Source organism: Diaphorobacter sp. HDW4A, assembly GCF_011305995.1.
In the GTDB taxonomy this organism is placed as follows: Bacteria; Pseudomonadota; Gammaproteobacteria; order Burkholderiales; family Burkholderiaceae_C; genus Diaphorobacter_A.
In genome coordinates this window covers 2,835,854-2,855,615 of the sequence record NZ_CP049910.1, presented here as the reverse complement: position 1 = coordinate 2,855,615, position 19,762 = coordinate 2,835,854, and the positions used below count along the sequence as shown (strand labels likewise).

Below are 19,762 nucleotides of genomic sequence, written 5' to 3'. Positions count from 1 at the left end.
ATGCTCTGGCGTTTTTTCTTTTTCATTGCCTTCCAGATCGCGGGTGGAGCCCTTGGCTGGTGGGAAGCAGGCCTTTGGGGCGCCGCCGCTGGCGTGAGCATCGCCACCTGGGTTTGGTTCATCTGGGATTTTTGGCGCGGCAGCCGCGTGCTGCGCTGGTTGCGTCAGGGCGATCCACAGACCGCGCCTTCGCTGCGCGGAATGTGGGGCGAGGCGGCGGACCGCGCGCGCCGGCTGGCGCGTCAGGCGCAGTTGCAGATCAAGGCAAGCGATGCCCGGCTGCATGACATCCTCTCAGCGCTGCAGGCTTCGCCCAACGGCGTGGTGCTGCTCGATGAGGAGGGCCACATCGAATGGTGCAATCAGATGGCCGAGGCGCATTTCGGCTTCGACGCAGGTCGTGACCTCATGCAGTCCGTTGGCAATCTGGTGCGCGACCCGGACTTCACCGCCTACTACAACGCACAGAATTTCTCGCGACCCGTGGCGCTGCAGGGCCGCTCAAGCACACCGACGCGCCCGGTGCGGATTTCTGTGCAGCTCTATCCCTATGGCGATGGCCGCAAGCTGCTACTGTCGCAGGACATCACGGCACTGGAACAGGCCGAGGCCATGCGCCGGGACTTCGTTGCCAACGTGTCACATGAAATTCGCACGCCGCTCACGGTGCTCACAGGCTTTGTCGAGACGCTGCAGACACTGCAGCTCACCGAGGACGAGCAGCAGCGCTATCTCGGCATGATGTCGCAGCAGGCTGCGCGCATGCAGAGCGTTGTGCAGGATTTGCTCACGCTCTCGCGCCTGGAAGGCAGTCCCCTGCCGGGTATGAGCGACTGGATGCCGGTGGAGGCGCTGCTCAGGCGCAGCGAAGAAGAGGCCGAGGGCCTTTCCGCGACCCTGACCGTCAACCAGAAGAAGCATCACGACATTGTCTTTCCCAGTGCCGAGGCGATGAAGGCCTCGGGGCAGATCGCTGGCATCGTGACCGAGCTGCAAAGCGCCTTGTCCAATCTGGTCAACAACGCCGTGCGCTACACGCCGCCGGGCGGCACCATCACAGTGAGTTGGGAAATGCTGGACAACGGAAACGCGCGCTTCGCTGTGAGCGACACAGGCGTGGGCATTGCACCCGAGCACATTCCACGGTTGACTGAACGCTTCTACCGCGTGGACCGCAGTCGCTCGCGCGAGACGGGCGGCACGGGGCTGGGGTTGGCCATCGTCAAGCATGCGGTGCAGCGCCATGGGGCGACGCTTCAGATTTCGAGTGTGCTGGGAAAAGGGTCGACCTTTGCCGTGGTCTTCCCGGCGTCGCGTGTGCGTGGATCCACGGTGGCGGTAGTCAAGCCGCCGATGATCGCGACTGCGTTGCAGCAGGCTGCGCACAGCGCTTCAATGCGCGAGCCAGCAGAGCAGTGAAGATCAGTGCGGTGACGGCGAGTGCAGCCGCACTGCAAGCCCAAAACGGAGCAGGGGAGTTGAACGGCCCGAACCCCGCCAGACCTTCATAGGCCAGTAGGTAACCGCCCGCCAGCCCGCCGCCCCAGAGCATCAACCCATAGGCCACAAACGGCAGAAACGTCACGCGGTAGCTGCGCAGCACGAAGATGCAGAGCGTCTGGATCGAGTCCGCCAGATGGTAGGCCGCCACCCAGATCAGCAGCGATGCGGTGAGGGTGACGACGGCCGGGTTGGTCGAGTAGAACGCCGCCACCTGATGGCGCGTGAGCGCGAGCGTCACGGACAGCACCAATCCCATCGTTGCAGCCATTCGAAAGCCCTGCAGCGCGACAGCGCGTGCGGCGGCCTCGTTGGCCGCGCCGCGCCAGTAGCTCACGCGTGCGCTGGTGGCAATCGCAATTGCCAGCGGGACCATGTAGAGAACGGCGGCCATGTTGGACAGAATCTGGTGCGCGGCGGCGGCCAGTGTTCCTTGGCGTGCGATGAACAGCGCCATCAGAGTGAACGAGGTAACCTCGACCAGAATCGACAGTCCGGCAGGAATGCCGAGGCGCAGAAATTTGCCCAGTTGCATGAGGTCGGGTCGCTCCATGGGTTTCCACAGCGCCAGTGTGTCGTACATGCGCTGCGTGCGCAGCATGTAGATGCCGCAAAACATCAGCGAGTAGTTCACCACCAGCGTGGCCCATGCGCAGCCTGCAGCACCTTGTGCAGTGATGCCGAGGCCGCCGAAGGTGAACCAGATCGACAGCGGCACCTTGAGCGCGAGCGAAGCGACCTGTAGCCAGGTCACAAGTTTGGGGTAGCCGAGCGACTGGTTCATCGTGCTGTAGATGCGGAACAGCAGCGACGGCGGCAGCGCGAACGCCAGTATGTGCAAGTAGTCGACAACCACCTGGCGCAGCTCGGGTGGTACCTTGGTCCAGCGCAGAATGGCATCTGGCGAGAGCAGCAGTGCCATGCCGATCACGCTGGCCGCTGCCCAGAGATACAGCGACTGGCGCACGCTTGCGCCAAGCTGCGTGGAATGCGCCGCTCCGCGCTGTTCGGCCCAGATTGGCAGTAGCGCCTGCAGCACACCCATGAGCGACACATAGACGCTGATGAACACCGCCGAGCCGATGGACAGAGCGGCGAGTGCGCCTTCTGAATGACGCCCGGCGACGACAGTGTCGGTTACGCCGAAGGCCATGACGGCCAGCTGGCCCGCCAGTACGGTGACTGCGTGCCGCGTGATGATGGAGCGCTCAGACATCAGCGCGCTCGCCTGTGCAGTACGACGAGGCGGTCCGTTCGATCGGTAGGGCGTGCGACGCCGCCCACTTCTTCCCATTGCGCGTTGGGCCAGACTTCGGTGACGGGTGGCGTGGCGTCCGCGTCGGTGATGATCCATTCGCATCGGTCGGCATTGCGCGAAGCCACCATGGTCAGATTGCCGTAATAACTGATGGCGGCAATCTGCGCACGCGACAGTCCATAGCCGCCTACGCAACTACTCTTGTCCTCGATGAGGGTGACCAGCGGCTTGATCTGCGGGGCCATGCTGCGTCCATGGTTCAACATCGGCAGCCAGAGGGTCATCAGCAGAATCCAGCCCAGCGTGGCGCCACTTGCAGGCAGGATCAGGCTCTTCCAGAGGGCGTCGCGATTGCGCGAGGCGCGCCACCAGACCAGAGCACACCAGGCAATGGTGGCGCACAGTGCCAGCCCGAATTCAAGCGCTGAAAAGCTGGGCACAAAGCTCGGTGCGAGCCGTGCCACATTGGCCGCAGGTTTGGGCGGAAAGCCGGTCTGCACCGCGATCCAGATCACCCAGATGGTGATGGCCGAGATACTGAAGAAAATCAGCGTGAACCAGTCGATCAGCGCGGCGATGCTGCGGCGCAGCGTGGGCAGTGCGAACGCTGCGAGCGCTGCCAGCGCGGGCAGACCCAGCAGGAGGGCGCGGTCTGCCGGGCGTGAGGTTGTCATGGCCGCAAGCGCTACCAGCCAGAACCAAAGCGGCAGCAGCAGATGACGATTCCACTGCGCCGTGAAGATTTGGCGACGCCAGCGCCAGAGTGTCCACAGCGCCAGCGGCCAGGCGGGCCAGCAGAACCATAGCACGAGGCGGAAGTTGCTTTGAATTTCCTTGAAGCCGCCCGGAGCTACGGCATTGACGTGCCATAGGCCGAGCAGGGCCGCCACGCCTGCGGCGGCGAGCGTTGCCACCAACAGGATGAGGCCGCTCTCCGTGCGTTTGGCGGGCGATGCCATGCCCGACTGCGAAGCGATCAGCGCACTGCCAAGGCCCAACAGCACGGACACGGTGGGCGCTCCGCTCAGCGACAGCCCCAGCAGTCCGACGAAGCCCAGCGCCGCGGACAGGCCGCGTCGGTGCGGAATGGTGGAGGCTGCAAAGAACAGCAGCGAGGAAAAGCACAACTGCGTCAGATAGCCCGTGCTTTCATGCGAGAGTTGGGCCAGCCCCAGGCTGGCGATCAGTGCGAGCAGGCCCGCGTCTCCAAGGGCGCGGGCATAGTCCAGCGGATAGGCTTCACCGCCGAAGGCAAAGGCCACCGGCTGCGCGCCCGGCTGGCGGGCGAGGTAATAGATGCTGTACCAGGTGGCCGCCAGCGTGAGTGCGAGCATCACGATGAAGGGCAGCCGCGCGGCAAACTCCATGGAAATCCAGTCCGGCGCAATTCGGATTGCCCAGGCGCCCAGCCAGTAGGGCAGAAGACCATCAATGTCGGGCGACAGGCCCGCGAGCGTGGGCGAAAACCACGAGGTGTTGCCGAGTGCCAGCTCGCGCATATAGCCGAATGCGGCCACATCGGAATTGCGCCAGGGATCGCGACCGACGAAACCAAAGATCACATAGGACACGCACAGCAGCCACAGGGCCCAGCGGTGAAGCGGGCGCACGGCACTTTGGGCGACGATGGCGGGATTGGGATGGTTCACACTGACACGGACAGTGATGGAGGGCGAGGGGATCGGCGACAAATGTGGGCCGAAGCGTCAGAGCATAGCGGCAAACCGCAGAAAAAAACAAAAAAGGCAGCACGGAAACCGGCTGCCTTTCTCGCAAGAGACCGGCTCCTGCCACCCGGGGGGGGGCTGCGGAGCCCGAAGCGCTGATGCTTACTTCGCTGTGGTCTTGCCGAAACGGTTGCGGAAGCGCTCCACACGGCCACCCATGTTGTCCACGGACTTCTGTGTGCCAGTGTAGAAAGGATGCGATTCGCTGGAAGTATCCAGCTTGAACAGCGGGTATTCCTTGCCTTCGAAAGTGTCGTTTTCCTTGGTGTTCACGCAGGAACGGGTCACGAACTTGAAGCCGTTGGACAGGTCCACAAACAGCACTTCGCGGTAATTGGGGTGAATGCCTTCTTTCATGATCTTCCTTCAGGTCAGTTGCGGGAGCCGCGCCAGCCAGCCTGACGTACTTTCCGCAAGAAAAAGCCCTCTATTATTGCATGAATCCGGGATTTGGCGAAATGCGTCCTCAAGCGCGGTATCAGGCCATGCTCGACAACGTCCGGCGAAACCGTACCAGCGACGCCCAGAACAGTGCGCTGCCGATGCAGGCCAGCCAGAGGAACGGCTTCCAGACGGTCTCGATGCCCGCCCCCCGGTAGAGGATGGCCTGGCCCAGATCCACGAAATGGGTGGTGGGGGCGAAGAGCATCACGTTCTGCACGAACTGAGGCATGGATTCGCGTGGAGTCATGCCGCCGGAGAGCATCTGCAGTGGCAGCAGCACCAGCACCATCAGCAGGCCGAACTGCGGCATGCTGCGCGCGAGCGTCGCGAGGAAGATGCCCATGGCGGTGGTGGCGAACAGGCACAGAGCCGCGCCCGCGAGGAAGAGAGGGACGCTGCCCTCGATGGGCACCTTGAGCCAGCCGCGCACGACGAGGTTCAGCGACACGCCGGCCGCCAGCAGAACCACTGCGCCCATGGACCAGACCTTGGCGAGCATGATTTCGGTGGGCGTGACGGGCATGACTAGCAGGTGCTCCAGCGTGCCGTGCTCGCGCTCGCGGATCAGGGCGGCGCCGGTGAGGATGATGGAGAGCATGGTCACGTTGTTGATGATCTGCATGAGCCCGCCGAACCACATCTTCTCGAGCGCCGGGTTGAAGCGCGCGCGCAGTTCGATGCCCACGGGCAGGGCGGTCGTGGCCCGGTGGCGCTGCACAAATTCGCTGACCTCGGTGGCGACGATCTGCTGCACATAGCCGCTACCTGAGAACGCCTGGCTCATGCGTGTGGCGTCCACGTTGAGCTGCAGGGCGACGCTCTTGCCGCTCAGCACGTCGCGCTGAAACCCTGTAGGAATGGTGAGCGCAAAGGTGATCTCGCCTGCGTCCATGGCGGCATCCACTTGCTGCTGGGTGAGCATGCGGGGTTGGATGAACTGCGGTGGATAGAAGGCCGATGTGATGCGCGCTGAGAGCTGCGACTGGTCTTCGTCAACCATGGCGATGGGCGCGTTGTGCAGCGTGTCGGGCATGGCCGTGGCGGCGGTGTAGACCGATGCGGTGAATGTGTAGATGATGAGGATGAGCATGACGGGGTCGCGCCACAGGCTCCACAGCTCTTTCACGCCGAGCCGCCAGATGTTGGCCAGACTGCTGAGCATGGTGATGTTTGTGGTCATGGGCTCAGCGCTCCTGTTTGGGCAGAGCCCATATAGCGATGCCCATGATCACCGGAATCGCGATGACCAGCGGCAGCAAGGCCGCGCCGAGATCGTGTACGCCGAGTGCCTTGTTGAAGACGCCGCGGCTGATCGAGAACATGTAGGTGGCGGGGTAGATCTCGCCAATCCAGCGGCCCGCGCCCTCGAGCGATGACACCGGATCGGTCAGGCCCGCGAACTGCGTGGCCGGAATCAGCGTGCCGAGCAGCGCGAAGAACATCGCCGCGATCTGGCTCTTGGTGACTGACGACGCGAGCAGCCCCATGCCGGTGGTGATGATGCTGAACAGGAACGCCGCGAAGATCAGCAGCAGGTAGTTGCCCTTGACCGGCACACCGAACATGAACACCGACATGGCACTCATCAGAAAGAAGTTCAGCATCGCGAGCGCCACATAAGGCAGCTGTTTGCCGAGCAGAAACTCGGTGCGCGTGACGGGGGTGACATAGAGATTCACGATGGAGCCGAGTTCCTTCTCGCGCACCACCGCAAGCGCGGTGAGCATCGCGGGCAGCATCATGAGCAAGAGCGGCATGATGGCCGGCACCATGGCAGGCAGACTTTTCACGTCGGGGTTGTAGCGAAAGCGTGTTTCCACATCAACCTGGCTGCTGACGGTCTGCCCGAGACGTTCGCGGGCCTGTTCTGCGAGCCAGTGCTGGTGTATGCCCTGCACATAGCCCTTCACGGTTTCGCCGCGTGTCGGCATGGCGCCGTCGAACCAGGCGCCGACGGAGACGTCCCGGCCGCTCAGCACGTGGCGACCAAAGCCCGGCGGGATCTCTATGGCGAGCGAGAGTTCGCCGCTGCGCATGCGCCGGTCAAGTTCGGAATAGTCGCTAAGGGGCGCATGTTCGACGAAGTAGCGCGAGCCCGAGAGGCTCTGCGTGTAGCTCTGGCTTAGTGTGCTCTGGTCGCGGTCGAGCACGGCGAAGCGCAGATTCTCCACGTCCATGCTGATGCCGTAGCCCATCACGATCATCAGCACTAGCGAGCCGACGAGCGCGAGCGTGGCGCGCACCGGGTCGCGCTGCAGCTCCAGCGCCTCGCGCCAGAGATAGCTCCACAGCCGCTGCAGGCTGAAGCCCTGCGGTTTGGCGTGGCTGGTTGGCGAGATGGAGGGTGCTGTCGATGGGGTTGATGCTGCCGATGCCAGCGAAGGAGCCGCCTCGCCCGAGGCCTCCACCAGATAGCCGATGAAGGCTTCTTCGAGCGAAGCCGCGCCGCGCTTGGCGACGAGGGCGGCGGGCGTGTCACTGTCGAGCACCTTGCCCGCATGCATCATCGACATGCGGTCGCAGCGCTCGGCCTCGTTCATGAAATGGGTCGAGATGAAGATGGTCACCCGATCGCGCCGCGAGAGTTCGACGAGCAGGCTCCAGAACTGGTCGCGTGCGACCGGATCCACGCCTGAGGTGGGTTCGTCGAGGATCAGCAGCTCGGGCTGGTGCACCATCGCCACCGCGAGCGACAGACGCTGGCGTTTGCCGAGCGGCAGTGCGGCGGGCAGGGCGTCGCGGTCATTTTCGAGACCGAAGCGCGCGAGCATCTCGGCCACGCGCGCGGGCACCTCGGCCTTGGGGACATGGAAAAGCTGGGCGTGCAGCACGAGGTTCTGCACGACGGTCAACTCGCCATACAGCGAGAACGCCTGCGACATATAGCCCACGCGGCGGCGCGTGGCGATATCGTGCGGGTTGACCTCGTTGCCGAACAGCCAGGCGCGGCCGTCGCTTGCGGGCAGCAGGCCGGTCAGCATCTTCATGGTGGTCGATTTGCCGCAGCCGTTGGAGCCGAGAAAGCCGAAGATCTCGCCGCGCCGGATGCGGAAGTTCACATGATCGACGGCGGTGAAGTCGCCAAAGCGCATCGTCAGGTCCTGTGCCTCGATGGCGATGTCGCCGTCTTCGCTTGCAAGCGGCGGGATCACCACGGCCCGGTGGTCGCGTTTCTTTTCGTCGGGCAGCAGGGCGATGAAGGCAGTTTCCAGCGACGTGGATTGTGTGCGTGCAAGCAGCTCGGCGGGCGTGCCGGTCGCGAGAATCTCGCCGTCGTCCATGGCCGCGAGCCAGTCGAAGCGCTGAGCCTCATCCATGTAGGCGGTCGCGACCACCACGCTCATGTGTGGGCGGGTGCTGCGGATGCGGTTGATCAGATCCCAGAACTGCGCGCGTGCGAGCGGATCGACGCCGGTCGTGGGCTCGTCGAGGATCAGCAGATCGGGGTCGTGGATCAGCGCGCAGCACAGCGCGAGCTTCTGCTTCATGCCGCCCGAGAGCTTGCCAGCAGGGCGTGCAAGAAACTTCTGCAGCCCGGTGCTCTGCGTGAGATCGTCGATGCGCGCGCGGCGCTCGGCCTCGTCATGGCCGAACAGGCGGCCGAAGAACTGCAGGTTTTCCTCAACTGACAGCGTCGGATAGAGATTCTTGCCGAGGCCCTGGGGCATGTAGGCGATGCGTGGGCAGACCGCGTCGCGGTGCGCCTTGCTGCGCATGTCGCCACCGAGTACCGTCACGCTGCCCGACTGCACGGCGCGCGCGCCCGCCAGCAGCGAGAGCAGGCTGGACTTGCCCACGCCGTCGGGCCCGATCAGGCCGATCATGCAACCGGCGCGCAGATGCAAGCTCAGATGGCGCAGCGCCTGCGTCTTGCCGTAGTGCAGGCTCACATCGCGCACCTTGGCGACGCAGGCCATGCCGGTCACGGCCTCTGCGGTCGGCACGCCATTCATGGCTTGGCCGGGGTGATCTGGGTGGCGGCGCTCAGTTGCAGGTGTTTGGGCCAGTCGCGGCCGTCATCGGTCTTGATCCACGCGACACCGGGCAGGCCGGTCTTCACCTGCGCGAGATGCTTCTTGAGCAATTCGGGCGCGATGCGTGCCTTCACGCGGAACATCAGCTTCTGGCGCTCGCTCGCGGTCTCCACGGTCTTGGGCGTAAATTGCGCGGTGCTCGCGACGAAGGACACCCTGGCCGGAATTGCATATTGGGGAGCCGCATCGAGAACGATACGCACCTCGGTGCCGAGCGCCACGCGGCCGGCCACCGTCTCGGGCAAAAAGAAGCTGATGTAGACGTCCGACAGATCGACCAGATTGAGCACCTTGCCGCCCGCGCCGATCACCTCGCCGGGCTGCACCAGACGGAACTGCACCCGGCCATCGCGTGGGGCGATGAGGTTGCTGTCCTTCACGTCGGCGTCGATGCGGCGGATCGTCGCCTCCGCCGCCGTCACCGACGAGGCCGCTCCCACCATCTGCGCCTTCGCGGCCTCGATGGCGGCCTTGGCGGCCGAGCCCTGCGCCTGCGCGGCCTTCAGCGCCGCCTGGGCTCCCGCCACACGCGCCCGGTCATCGTCCAGCTCCTGCATCGACGACGCGCCTTGCCTGGCCAGCGTCTCGGTGCGCGCCATGCGGCGCTTGGCGGCGTCCAACTCGGCCTCGCGTTGCACCACCGTGGCGAGTGTGGCGGCGTATTGGCTCTCCTTGAGCGCTACATCGGCGCGCGCCGAGGTCACCGCATAGCTCGCCTTGTCGCGCCCGGCGACGGCCTCCTGCTGTTGTGCCTGAAAAGTGTCGACTTGCATGCGCGCCAGCGTCTGTCCAGCGGTCACGAAGTCGCCTTCCTGCGCGGATATCTCGGCCACGCGCCCGGCGTACTTGGTGGCAACATCGACCTCGGTCGCCTCGATCCGTCCGTTGCCGCTGACGAGGCCTGCGCTTGTCTGCGCCGCTTGCCATTGTCTCCAACCATAGGCTCCGAGCGCCGCACCAGCGGCCAACACGGCAGCGATGACGATCCATTTCTTTCTGGAGGCGGGAGTGGCGGAAGAAGTCGAGGAGGTCTGAGTCATGCGGGAGCGAATGCACAAGCCGTGCCAGACGACCATCGCGAGCAGAGTGCAAGCCATGTGCGAAGGCGCCGGAAGCCAGCATTCGTTGTGTTGATTGCTGACTTCAGTATGTGATTAAGTTGCCAATAACGGATTGACTTGAGTCAATTGTTTCGCGCGAATTGATCTGGATTCATTTCGGTGCGGCGTAGGCGGGTGCTGTAGGCGGCCCTATTGAATGGGAGTGGAGGCACAGAAGTGCGAATGGGTGATGCAGTTGCTGCGAATGGCTCTGTAAGACCCTAGGCGGACGCCCACATCCAATGGTGGATGCTTAGAGACTGGCTATGCGTCTTCTTGCTTGCTACACACGTTCTTTTCATACCAAGCTTCAGAATGAACATTGCCAGAGGCAGCCCCAAGCATTTCTCGAACTATGGTCAAGGGCACCCTGACCAGGCCGGCTGTGGAAACTCATCCGCATCGCAGTAACTGAATCGCAAGCCAACGCTTTCTGTGTTGCAAGCCTCCGCAAGTCATTGATTCATGCTTGGCTCATTCGCACTGACCCTAACGGTTCACCTTTCCGTCACGCTATCCTCCGAAGGATCCTTTCTGTGAACCAGACGATAGAGCAACGGCAGTACCAGCAGCGTCAATACCGTGGAGGACAGAATGCCACCGATCACGACCGTTGCGAGTGGCCGCTGCACTTCGGCGCCGGTGCCCGTGGCAATCGCCATCGGAACGAAGCCGAGCGATGCGACCAGTGCCGTCATCAGCACAGGGCGAAGGCGCGAGATGGCGCCCGTGTGCACAGCTTCGGGCACGGACATGCCGGTTTCGCGCAGGCCGCGTATCGATGAGATCATCACGAGGCCGTTCAGCACGGCCACGCCCGAGAGCGCGATGAAGCCGATGGCGGCCGAGATCGACAGCGGGATGTCGCGCAGCCACAGGGCCAGAATGCCGCCGGTCAGTGCGAACGGAATGCCGGTGAAGACAATGAGCCCGTCGCGCACGTTGCCGAACATCGCGAAGAGCAGTGTGAACACCAGCAGCAGGGCGGCTGGCACAACGATCTGCAGGCGTTTCTGTGCGGACTGCATGTTTTCGAACGTGCCGCCCCAGCGTGTCCAGTAGCCGCTCGGGAGTGCGGCGCCGTCCAGCTCGCGTTGGGCTTGTTCGACGAAGGAGCCGATGTCGCGGCCGCGCACGTTGGCGCTCACGACGATGCGGCGCTTGCCGTCCTCACGGCTGACCTGATTGGGGCCGGGGGAGAGGTCGAGCGAGGCTACGGCGGAGAGCGGAACGAACCCCTGGCGACTCTCGCCCACGCGTGGCAGCGCGATGGGCAGGCGTTCGAGCGCACCGAGGTCGTTGCGTATGGATTCGGGCAGACGCACCTGGATGTCGAAGCGCCGGTCGCCCTCGAACACCGTGCCGGCTTCCTGACCGCCAATCGCGGTGGCGATGGTCTGCTGTACGTCACCCATGTTGAGGCCGTAGCGCGAGGCTTTCTCGCGGTCCACCTGCACCGTGAGCATGGGAAGGCCGGTGGTCTGCTCGACCTTCACCTCGGACGCGCCGGGCACTTTCTGTAGCATGGCGGCAATGGATTGCGCGGTGCGCTCGAGCACTTGCATGTCGTCGCCGAACACCTTTACCGCTACATCGCTGCGCACGCCGGAGATCAGCTCGTTGAACCGCAGCTGGATGGGTTGCGAGAACTCGTAGTTGCTGCCCGGAATGGCCTCAACGACTTCTTGCACTGCGGCCAGTAGGTCCTCTCGGCTGCGCTTGGGATCGGGCCATTCTGCGCGGGCTTTCAGCATGATGTAGCCGTCCGAGATGTTGGGCGGCATGGGGTCGGAGGCGATCTCCGCCGTGCCGGTGCGCGCGAAGACGCGCTCGATCTCCGGGAATTTGTCCTTGAGCGTTTTCTCAAGCTGCATCTGCATGTCAAGCGATTGCGTGAGGCTGGTGCCCGGCACGCGCAGGGCCTGAATGGCGAAGTCGCCCTCATTGAGATTGGGGGCGAACTCGCTGCCCATGCGGGAGGCGAGCAGGAGGCTCAGCACCACGGCCACCACGGCGGTGGCGATCACCACCAGCGGCATGCGCATCACGCCGCCGAGCAGTGGCTCGTAGGCCTTGCGTGCCCAGGTCATGAGGCGGTTTTCTTTTTCCGAAACGCGCTTGCCGATGAACAGTGCGATGGCAGCCGGGATGAAGGTGATCGACAGAATCATCGCACCGGCGAGCGCCAGCACCACGGTCAGCGCCATGGGGTGGAACATCTTGCCCTCGACGCCGGTGAGCGCAAAGATGGGCAGGTACACCACCATGATGATGAGCTGGCCGAAGAGCAGGGGCCTGCGCGCTTCTTTCGCGGCAGCGAAGACCTCGTGGAAGCGTTCGCTGCGCGTGAGCAGTCGGCCCTTGTGCTCCTGCGCATGGGCGAGACGCCGCACGCAGTTCTCGACGATGACGACTGCACCGTCGATGATGATGCCGAAATCCAGCGCACCCAGACTCATCAGATTGGCGCTGATGCGGTAGTGCACCATGCCCGTGAAGGTGAACAGCATCGACAGTGGAATGATGAGTGCCGTGATGAGCGCCGCGCGCAGGTTACCAAGAAAGAGGAAGAGGATGACGACGACCAGCGCCGCGCCTTCGACCAGATTCTTCTTGACCGTGGCGATTGCTTTCTCGACCAGCGTGGTGCGGTCGTAGACGGTGACGATCTTCACGCCCTCGGGCAGGTTCTTGCGGATGGATTCCATGCGCGCGTCCACGGCCTTGGAGACCATGCGGCTGTTCTCGCCGATCAGCATGAAGACGGTGCCGAGCACCACTTCGCGGCCGTTGTCGGTGGCCGCGCCGGTGCGTAGTTCGCGGCCCAGCTCCACATCGGCCAGATCGCGGATGCGCACCGGCTGGCCCTGCGCGGTGGCGACGATGACTTCCTTGAGATCATCCACGCCGCGCACCTGGCCCGGCGCGCGGATCAGGTACTGCTCACCCTGACGCTCGATGTAGCCTGCACCCACATTGGTGTTGTTGTTCTGGAGCGCGGTGACCAGCTTGTCCATCGAGATGCCGTAGGACACCAGCTTGTCGGGACGCGGTGCGATCAGATATTCCTTGGCGAAGCCGCCAATCGAATTGATCTCGGTGACGCCGGGCACGTTGCGCAGTTGGGGCTTGATGACCCAATCCTGAATCTCGCGCAGGTCCATGGGCGAGTAGGGCGTGCCGTCTTTCTTCTTCGCGCCTTCCTCTGCTTCCACGGTCCAGAGGTAGATTTCGCCGAGGCCGGTGGAGATCGGGCCCAGGTTGGGTGAGATGTTGGCCGGGAGCTTCTCGCGCGCTTCCTGGATGCGCTCGTTGACGAGCTGGCGTGCGAAGTAGATGTCGGTGCCGTCCTTGAAGATAACGGTGACCTGCGAGAGCCCGTAGCGTGACAGTGAGCGGGTCTGCTCGAGATGGGGCAGGCCCGCCATCACTGTCTCGATGGGGTAGGTGATGCGCTGCTCGGTCTCCAGCGGCGAGTAGCCCGGTGCCTGCGTGTTGATCTGTACCTGGACGTTGGTGATGTCAGGCACGGCGTCGATGGACAGCCGCTGGTAACTGAAGACGCCGAGAACCGCCATCGCGAAGACGGCGACGACGACCAGCCAGCGCTGCTCGATGGCGAAGCGAATGATGCGCTCAAACATGTGTGTGATATCCCGCTTCGTGTCAGTGCGTGTGCTCGGCGGATGCCTTGCCCAGTTCGGCCTTCAGCATGAAGGAGCCGTTCCGGACGTATTCCTGCCCGGCCTTGAGGCCGGAGGTGACTTCGGTGGTCTTGCCGTCGCTGCGGCCCAACTGAACATGCTGTGCCTTGTAGCCGCCATCTGCGGGCACAAACACCACACTCTCCTTTCCATCGGGGCGCTGGATGGCACTGGTGTCGACCGCAACGGGCACCTGCGACTCCTCGGCCAGCACGCTGACATCCACGAACAGACCCGGGCGCCACACGCCCTTGGGATTGGTCAGCGCCACGCGCGCCGGGGCCGCGCGCGACTGCTCGCCGATCAGTGCGCCCACGTAGGCCACCTTGCCCTCGGCACTCGAATCGAATGCGGTGGCGCGCACCGTTACCGGCGAGCCCACGCGCACGAAGGGCAGCTGGGGTGCGGCGACATTCATCTCCGCCCAGACGGAGCCGAGATCGGACACGGTGAACGAGGCCGTGTTCTCGGCCACCGATTCGCCCACGGTGAGGTGCTTCTCGACCACGGTGCCCGAGATTGGCGCGCGCAGCTCGTAGCCGCTCGAACCACCCGTTCCAGCACCAATCGCGGAGAGCTTCTGCGATGCGTTGGCGACGGCGATCTCGGCCTCTTGCATGGCCTGGCGGGCCTGCAGATAGTCCTGCTCGGCGGAGATTTTTTCCTCCCACAGCTGCTTTTCGCGCTGGAAGGTGGTGCGGGCCAGCGCCAGCCGCTTCTGTGCGGTCTGCAGCTCGCTGCGCTGGTCCGACACCGTCGCGCTCTGGATCACTGCGAGCAGTTGGCCCTTGTGCACCTGTTCGCCCAATCGCGCATGCACCGATGCCACCACCCCCGCGACGCGCGGCACCACATGGGCCGTGCGGTCTTCATCGAAACGGATTTCACCGGGCAAAATCAGCTCCTTGCGAATTGCGGCTGCTCCTGCTTTGCCAAGCGTGATACCGATGGTGCCGGACTGCGCAGCGCTGAGCTTGATGACGCCTTCTTCTTCCTCTTGATCTTCGGCGTGTTCGTCGCTCTTGGCTTTGGTCACCGCAGCTGGTTTGTCAGCTTTGTCATCATGGTGTTCATGGTCGCCATGCGCGTCGGCCTCCTTGTGATCGGCGGGCGCCTCGTCGTGGTGCTCGCCGTCCTTGTGCGCATCGGCATCGGCATGGCTGGACGTTGCCGAAGCAGCTGGTGTGCCCGATGTGCGCAGAATGAGCGCTCCGCCCACCATGCCGCAGGCCAGAATCACGGCCACGGCAATCCAGTGCTTGGGCGTGGTGAGGGAAGAGTCGAAGGGCGTTTTCTCGGACATGGTCGTTCAGGTTCCGGAGGTGGCGGTGAATGGGAGGGGGGTGCCCAGCAGGCGGTCGATTTCGGCGCTCGCGCGATGCGAGTTCATGAGCTGGTCGAGCAACAGGCGTTGTGCTTCAAACAGGGTGCGCTGCGCATCGAGCACATCGAGAAAGTTGAATTTGCCAAGCGTGAATCCGCGTACCGCCACGTCGTAGGCCGATTGCGCGGTAGGCAGTACTTGCGCACGCAGCAGCGCGACCTGCCGGTTGCTGGCCAACCACTGCTGGCGTGCAGCGAGCACCGAGGCCTGCAACTGCAGCCGCTGCTCCTGCAGCTTCTGCTCAGCCTGATCCACCTTGCGTAGCGCCTGCAGCTGGTTGCCTGCGTTGTTGTCGAATAGCGGCAAAGGAATGCTGACACCCAGTACCACCTGGTTGCGGCCGGCCTCGTTTGCGCGCTTGACGCCGAGGCTCAGCGTCGGGTCCTGTGTGCGCTTGGTGCGTTCGAGCTCTGATGCGGCGCGGCTCTGGTCGAGTGCATGGCGCGCGAGGACGATGGCGGGCGACTCGTTCAAGCGGTCTTCGATCCGCTCGACCGAGGGTGGCTCGGATGTCCCGGAGAAATCACCCGTGGCCTCGCCGACCTCGATGGCGGGGCCGCCCCAGAGCGACGCGAGATTCTGCTGTGCGACGAGCACCTGCGACTGCGCCTGCTGCACCTCGAGCCCGGCATTGGCCTCGGCCACCTGCGCGCGGCTGGCTTCGAGCGGCGGCACCTTGCCGGCCTGAACGCGCTTTTGCGCGGCATCGAGCGCGCGGGTCGCAAGCTCCTGCGTCTTGCGCGCGAACTCCACTCGCTGCTGGGCCAGCAGCAGATCGTTGAAGTGGGTTGACACCTGGAAGCGCAGCGCTGCTTTCGCATCGGTGACTGCCGCATGGGCGGCCGCCTGTTCGGCTTGGGCCACGCGAATGCGCGCTTCGCGCTTGCCGCCAAGCTCGATGAGTTGGTTGATCTGAACGGTGCTGGAGCGGGTCTGCGAACGCGTGTCTTCCTGCATGAACGCGAGTTCAGGATTCGGCCGCGCTTTGCTCTGAAGCACTGCACCTTCGGTCGCGGCTGCGCCATGGCGGGCCGCCTGCAGTCCGGGGTTGGCGGCGAGTGCCTTGTTCAGCGCCTCGACCAGCGTGGTGCGGCGCGGGGATTCGGTGGGAGTCGGGAGGGAAGATGACGCGCCGACCTCGCCGGGTGACTGGGCCCACGCGTTGATCGACAGAGTCATCGCAAGCGCGGTGAGTGCTAACGCCCGGGGCAAGAAGGGGGTGGATGGGAAGGAGGGGGGGGCCATGTGTGCTTCTCCAGAAATCTGTCGTTCTTTCTTGCGCACACGGCCACGAATACCGTCATCGCGATGAAGCGGTGGAAGTTGGGCAGGAGGTTGGGGCCAGCCGCAGATCGCAGAGGCCTCCATGTGCGTTTGCGCAGAATGTAGAGAGCCACGGTGAACAGCAAGGCGTCGGGAAGATTACAAATTTGTAATCTGTGGCCTCGCGCCAAATCCGGGAAAATGCCCCACATGAGACTGCTGTTGATCGAAGACGAAGCCAAACTGGGCGAGTACCTGCGCAAGGGCCTCGCCGAAGAAGGCTACGTGGTGGACGTCGCCACCGACGGCATCGAGGGCCTGCACCTTGCGATGGAGCTGGACTATGACGTCATCATCCTCGACGGCATGCTGCCGGGGATCGATGGCCTGTCGGTGCTCGCGGCGCTGCGGCAGTCCAAATCCACGCCGGTGCTAATGCTCACCGCGCGCGCCGATGTGGAAGACCGTGTGCGCGGGCTGCAGGGTGGTGCTGACGATTACATGATCAAGCCCTTCGCGTTTTCTGAACTCGTCGCGCGCATCCAGGTGCTGCTGCGCAGAGCGCAGGCGCATCCGTCGTCACCCGAACCCACGGCGCTCAGGCAGGCGGATCTCGAGGTCGATCTCATCCGCCGCAAGGCCGTACGCGCGGGCGTGCGGCTGGACCTGACGGCCAAGGAATTCAGCCTGCTCACGCTGCTGCTGCGCAGACATGGCGAAGTGCTCTCGCGCACCGAATTGGCGTCGCAGGTGTGGGACATGAATTTCGACAGCGAGACCAATGTAGTGGAGGTGGCGGTGCGCCGCCTGCGCATGAAGGTCGACCAGCCTTTTGCATCTCCCCTCATCCACACGGTGCGCGGCATGGGCTACGTGCTGGAGAGCCGAGAGCAACCATGAGCGGCACGGCCAGTGGCGTTCCCCATCTTGGGCGGCGTTTGTCGCGCTGGCTGGCGCTGCTGTCGATGCTGGGTCTCGGCGCGGTCAGCATCGTGGTGTATCTGGTCTTTGACACCACGCTGTCCGCGCGCCAGAAGGACATGATGGACCAGAAGCAGCGCGCGCTGGTCCATGTGCTGGCCGACGACAGCACCGAGCACAAGGACAAGTCGCTCGACCACATGCTGACGGATTTTCTGGCCGGGCACGACGACTATTCCATCCGCATCGTCGACCACGACGGCAGTGTGCTGTTCGACAGCCGCATCCCGGTGTTGGGCCGCGGACACACGCTCGAGCGAACGTTCACGGTGAAGTTCGCATCGCCCAACTCCAACCATGTGCATGACGCCGTGGCAACGCTGGTGATGGACCGGCGTCCAGACGATGCGCTGCTGCGTGCACTTGCATGGACGCTGTTCGCATCGATGATTGCCGGCTCGCTGCTGCTTTCGCTGCTCGGCTGGTTGCTGGTGCGCAGCAGCCTGCGCCCGATTCAATCCCTGGTCACGCAGATCAGCGAGCTGTCGGCGCGGGATTTTGCGCGGCGCCTGGATGGTGGCGGTCTGCCGCAGGAGCTGTTGCCGCTGGTGACTCAGTTCAACGCCTTGATGGACCGGCTCTCCGATGCGTATCGACAGCTCGAGTCTTTCAACGCTGACGTGGCGCACGAGATGAATACGCCGCTCGCCACATTGATATCGAGCACCGAAGTAGTCCTCAGAAAGCCGCGCTCGGTGCAGGAAATGCGTGAGGTGCTAGAGTCCAATCTCGAGGACCTGAGGCGCATCGCAGGCATCGTCGGCGACATGTTGTTCCTCTCGCGCGCGGATCGTGGCATTGGTGCGCGAGAGACCAAGGTTTGCAGCCTTGCGACCGTGGTGAACGACGTGGTGGAGTTCTACGAGGCGGTCGCGCTCGATGCGAATCTCAAGGTCGAGGTGCACGGAGACGTGGAGGCCCATATCGACGCACCGCTCATGCGTCGTGCGCTCTCCAACCTGTTGAGCAACGCCACCCGGTATGCCACTGCAGGCTCCACCATTCTCATCGGCATCGCCGCGCGCGAGCTGGACGGAAAGCCGCACGCCGTGATCTCTGTGACCAACGCGGGCACCGACATTCCCCAAAAGTATCTGCGCCATCTCTTCGATCGCTTCTACCGTGCAGATTCAGCACGCCACAATGCGGACCGCAACCACGGCCTCGGCTTGGCTATCGTGCAGGCCATCGCCAAGATGCACGGCGGCCACACATTTGCGCAATCGATGGATGGGCGAACGACGTTCGGGATTGTGGTGCCGGGCCGGGAATCCACGCCCGAACGCTGAGGCGGGGTCAGGCGGCGTCTTTTGACTGGGGCTTTGCGGACGTATCCTGAGTGGGAAAGAAGTTGTTCTCCACATCCAGCCAAGCCGGTTGTTCCGCGTACATGTCTTCCACCAGCTGCTTGATGGTGTCGATGTACCAGGCGTTGTCATTGAGGCGGTGGCTGAGGATGATGGGGGACGTGGCGAGCGGGTCGTCGATCAGGCGGTAGCAGAGATCGCTGCGGATGCGCGCGGAGGCAGGGATCACGCAGAGGCCGGATTCTGCGGCGACGAGGCCGAGTGCGGTCTGGATTTCGCGCACCTCGTGCACCTCTGACGGGCGGATGCCCTTGTCGCTCAGGAGGCTCAGGACATGGTCGGCGAAGCTCGGGCGTGGTTCCTTGGGGTAGACGATGAGCTTCTGGCGCTGCAGCTCCTTGAGGCTGATGCGTCCCGTCTCCTTCGCGAGCGGCGTGCCTAAAGGAATGGCCAGCACCAGCCGTTCTTCGCGCAGCACCGTGCGGGCCACCGTGGAGTCGTTGCTGCGGATGCGACCGAAGCCCACGTCTATGCGGCCAGATTTGAGTGCGCCGAACTGCTGCGTCGACGTGAGCTCCACGAGCTGGATATCCACGTCCGGATAGTGATGGCGCAGCTTGCGCACCAGCATTGGCAGGCCTCCGTACAGGGTGGAGGCGACGAAGCCGATCGACAGCGTCTGCCGCTGCTGCAGGCCGACTTGCCGCGTGCTGGTCTTCAGTTGGTCGAAGCGGTTGATGAGTTGCAGCGCCTGTTCATAGAACGTGCGCCCCGCCTCTGTCAGGCGCAGGGGCCTGCTGTTGCGCAGCAGGAGCTGGACGCCCAGCTCTTCCTCGAGCAACTGGATCTGGCGGCTCAGCGGCGGCTGAGCGATGTGCAGTTGCTCAGAGGCTCGGGTGAAGTTGCGCGCATCGGCCACGGCGACGAAATATTTGAGTTGTCGGATATCCATAAGGGAAAACCATATGTGATAGGAATTGATGAATTATAAGTTGTTGATTTTTATTGTCTAAATCACAAACTATACGATGAAGGTATGAACTCAGATAAATTTGGTGTT

General features: G+C 63.7%; 13 protein-coding genes. 3 read left to right on the top strand and 10 right to left on the bottom strand.

Annotated features, from left to right (window positions below; all coding sequences use genetic code 11):
• Complete coding sequence (gene phoR, locus G7047_RS12905; RefSeq protein ID WP_166305903.1) at positions 1-1,419, top strand: phosphate regulon sensor histidine kinase PhoR; 1,419 nt, start codon at positions 1-3, stop codon at positions 1,417-1,419.
• Here the strand turns inward: phoR and G7047_RS12900 are convergent.
• From G7047_RS12900 to G7047_RS12860, 9 genes are all read right to left on the bottom strand, one after another.
• On the bottom strand, positions 1,343-2,716 hold the full coding sequence (locus tag G7047_RS12900) for an MATE family efflux transporter (RefSeq protein ID WP_166305900.1): 1,374 nt from the start codon (positions 2,714-2,716) through the stop codon (positions 1,343-1,345). The genes phoR and G7047_RS12900 overlap by 77 nt on opposite strands.
• Positions 2,716-4,407, bottom strand: a complete 1,692-nt coding sequence (locus tag G7047_RS12895; protein WP_166305897.1) for a hypothetical protein — start codon at positions 4,405-4,407, stop codon at positions 2,716-2,718. The genes G7047_RS12900 and G7047_RS12895 overlap by 1 nt, the downstream gene beginning before the upstream one ends.
• A 180-nt stretch (positions 4,408-4,587) precedes the next feature.
• Entirely contained in the window at positions 4,588-4,842 is a 255-nt protein-coding gene (locus G7047_RS12890; protein WP_166066304.1) for a type B 50S ribosomal protein L31, read from the bottom strand.
• A gap of 121 nt (positions 4,843-4,963) precedes the next feature.
• Complete coding sequence (locus G7047_RS12885; protein ID WP_166312047.1) at positions 4,964-6,091, bottom strand: ABC transporter permease; 1,128 nt, start codon at positions 6,089-6,091, stop codon at positions 4,964-4,966.
• Between the two features lie 22 nt (positions 6,092-6,113).
• Positions 6,114-8,846 carry a ribosome-associated ATPase/putative transporter RbbA gene (rbbA, locus tag G7047_RS12880; RefSeq protein ID WP_166312046.1) on the bottom strand — a complete coding sequence of 911 codons (2,733 nt, stop codon included), beginning with the start codon at positions 8,844-8,846 and terminating at the stop codon, positions 6,114-6,116.
• A gap of 32 nt (positions 8,847-8,878) precedes the next feature.
• A complete protein-coding gene (locus G7047_RS12875; RefSeq protein WP_166305894.1) occupies positions 8,879-10,003 on the bottom strand; it encodes an HlyD family secretion protein in 1,125 nt (374 codons plus the stop codon).
• 557 nt (positions 10,004-10,560) lie between these two features.
• Positions 10,561-13,707 carry a CusA/CzcA family heavy metal efflux RND transporter gene (locus tag G7047_RS12870; RefSeq protein ID WP_166305891.1) on the bottom strand — a complete coding sequence of 1,049 codons (3,147 nt, stop codon included), beginning with the start codon at positions 13,705-13,707 and terminating at the stop codon, positions 10,561-10,563.
• A 22-nt stretch (positions 13,708-13,729) separates the two neighbouring features.
• Positions 13,730-15,070 carry an efflux RND transporter periplasmic adaptor subunit gene (locus tag G7047_RS12865; protein WP_166305888.1) on the bottom strand — a complete coding sequence of 447 codons (1,341 nt, stop codon included), beginning with the start codon at positions 15,068-15,070 and terminating at the stop codon, positions 13,730-13,732.
• Positions 15,071-15,076: 6 nt separating this feature from the next.
• Positions 15,077-16,396, bottom strand: coding sequence for a TolC family protein (locus G7047_RS12860; protein ID WP_166305885.1), 1,320 nt, complete (start codon positions 16,394-16,396; stop codon positions 15,077-15,079).
• 228 nt (positions 16,397-16,624) lie between these two features.
• Between G7047_RS12860 and G7047_RS12855 the strand changes: the two genes are divergently transcribed.
• Entirely contained in the window at positions 16,625-17,314 is a 690-nt protein-coding gene (locus G7047_RS12855; RefSeq protein ID WP_166305882.1) for a heavy metal response regulator transcription factor, read from the top strand.
• On the top strand, positions 17,311-18,684 hold the full coding sequence (locus G7047_RS12850; protein WP_166305879.1) for a heavy metal sensor histidine kinase: 1,374 nt from the start codon (positions 17,311-17,313) through the stop codon (positions 18,682-18,684). The genes G7047_RS12855 and G7047_RS12850 overlap by 4 nt, the downstream gene beginning before the upstream one ends.
• Before the next feature lie 7 nt (positions 18,685-18,691).
• On the opposite strand, the gene G7047_RS12845 is transcribed toward G7047_RS12850, so the two are convergent.
• A complete protein-coding gene (locus tag G7047_RS12845) occupies positions 18,692-19,654 on the bottom strand; it encodes a LysR family transcriptional regulator (RefSeq protein ID WP_166305876.1) in 963 nt (320 codons plus the stop codon).
• Positions 19,655-19,762 lie beyond the last annotated feature (108 nt).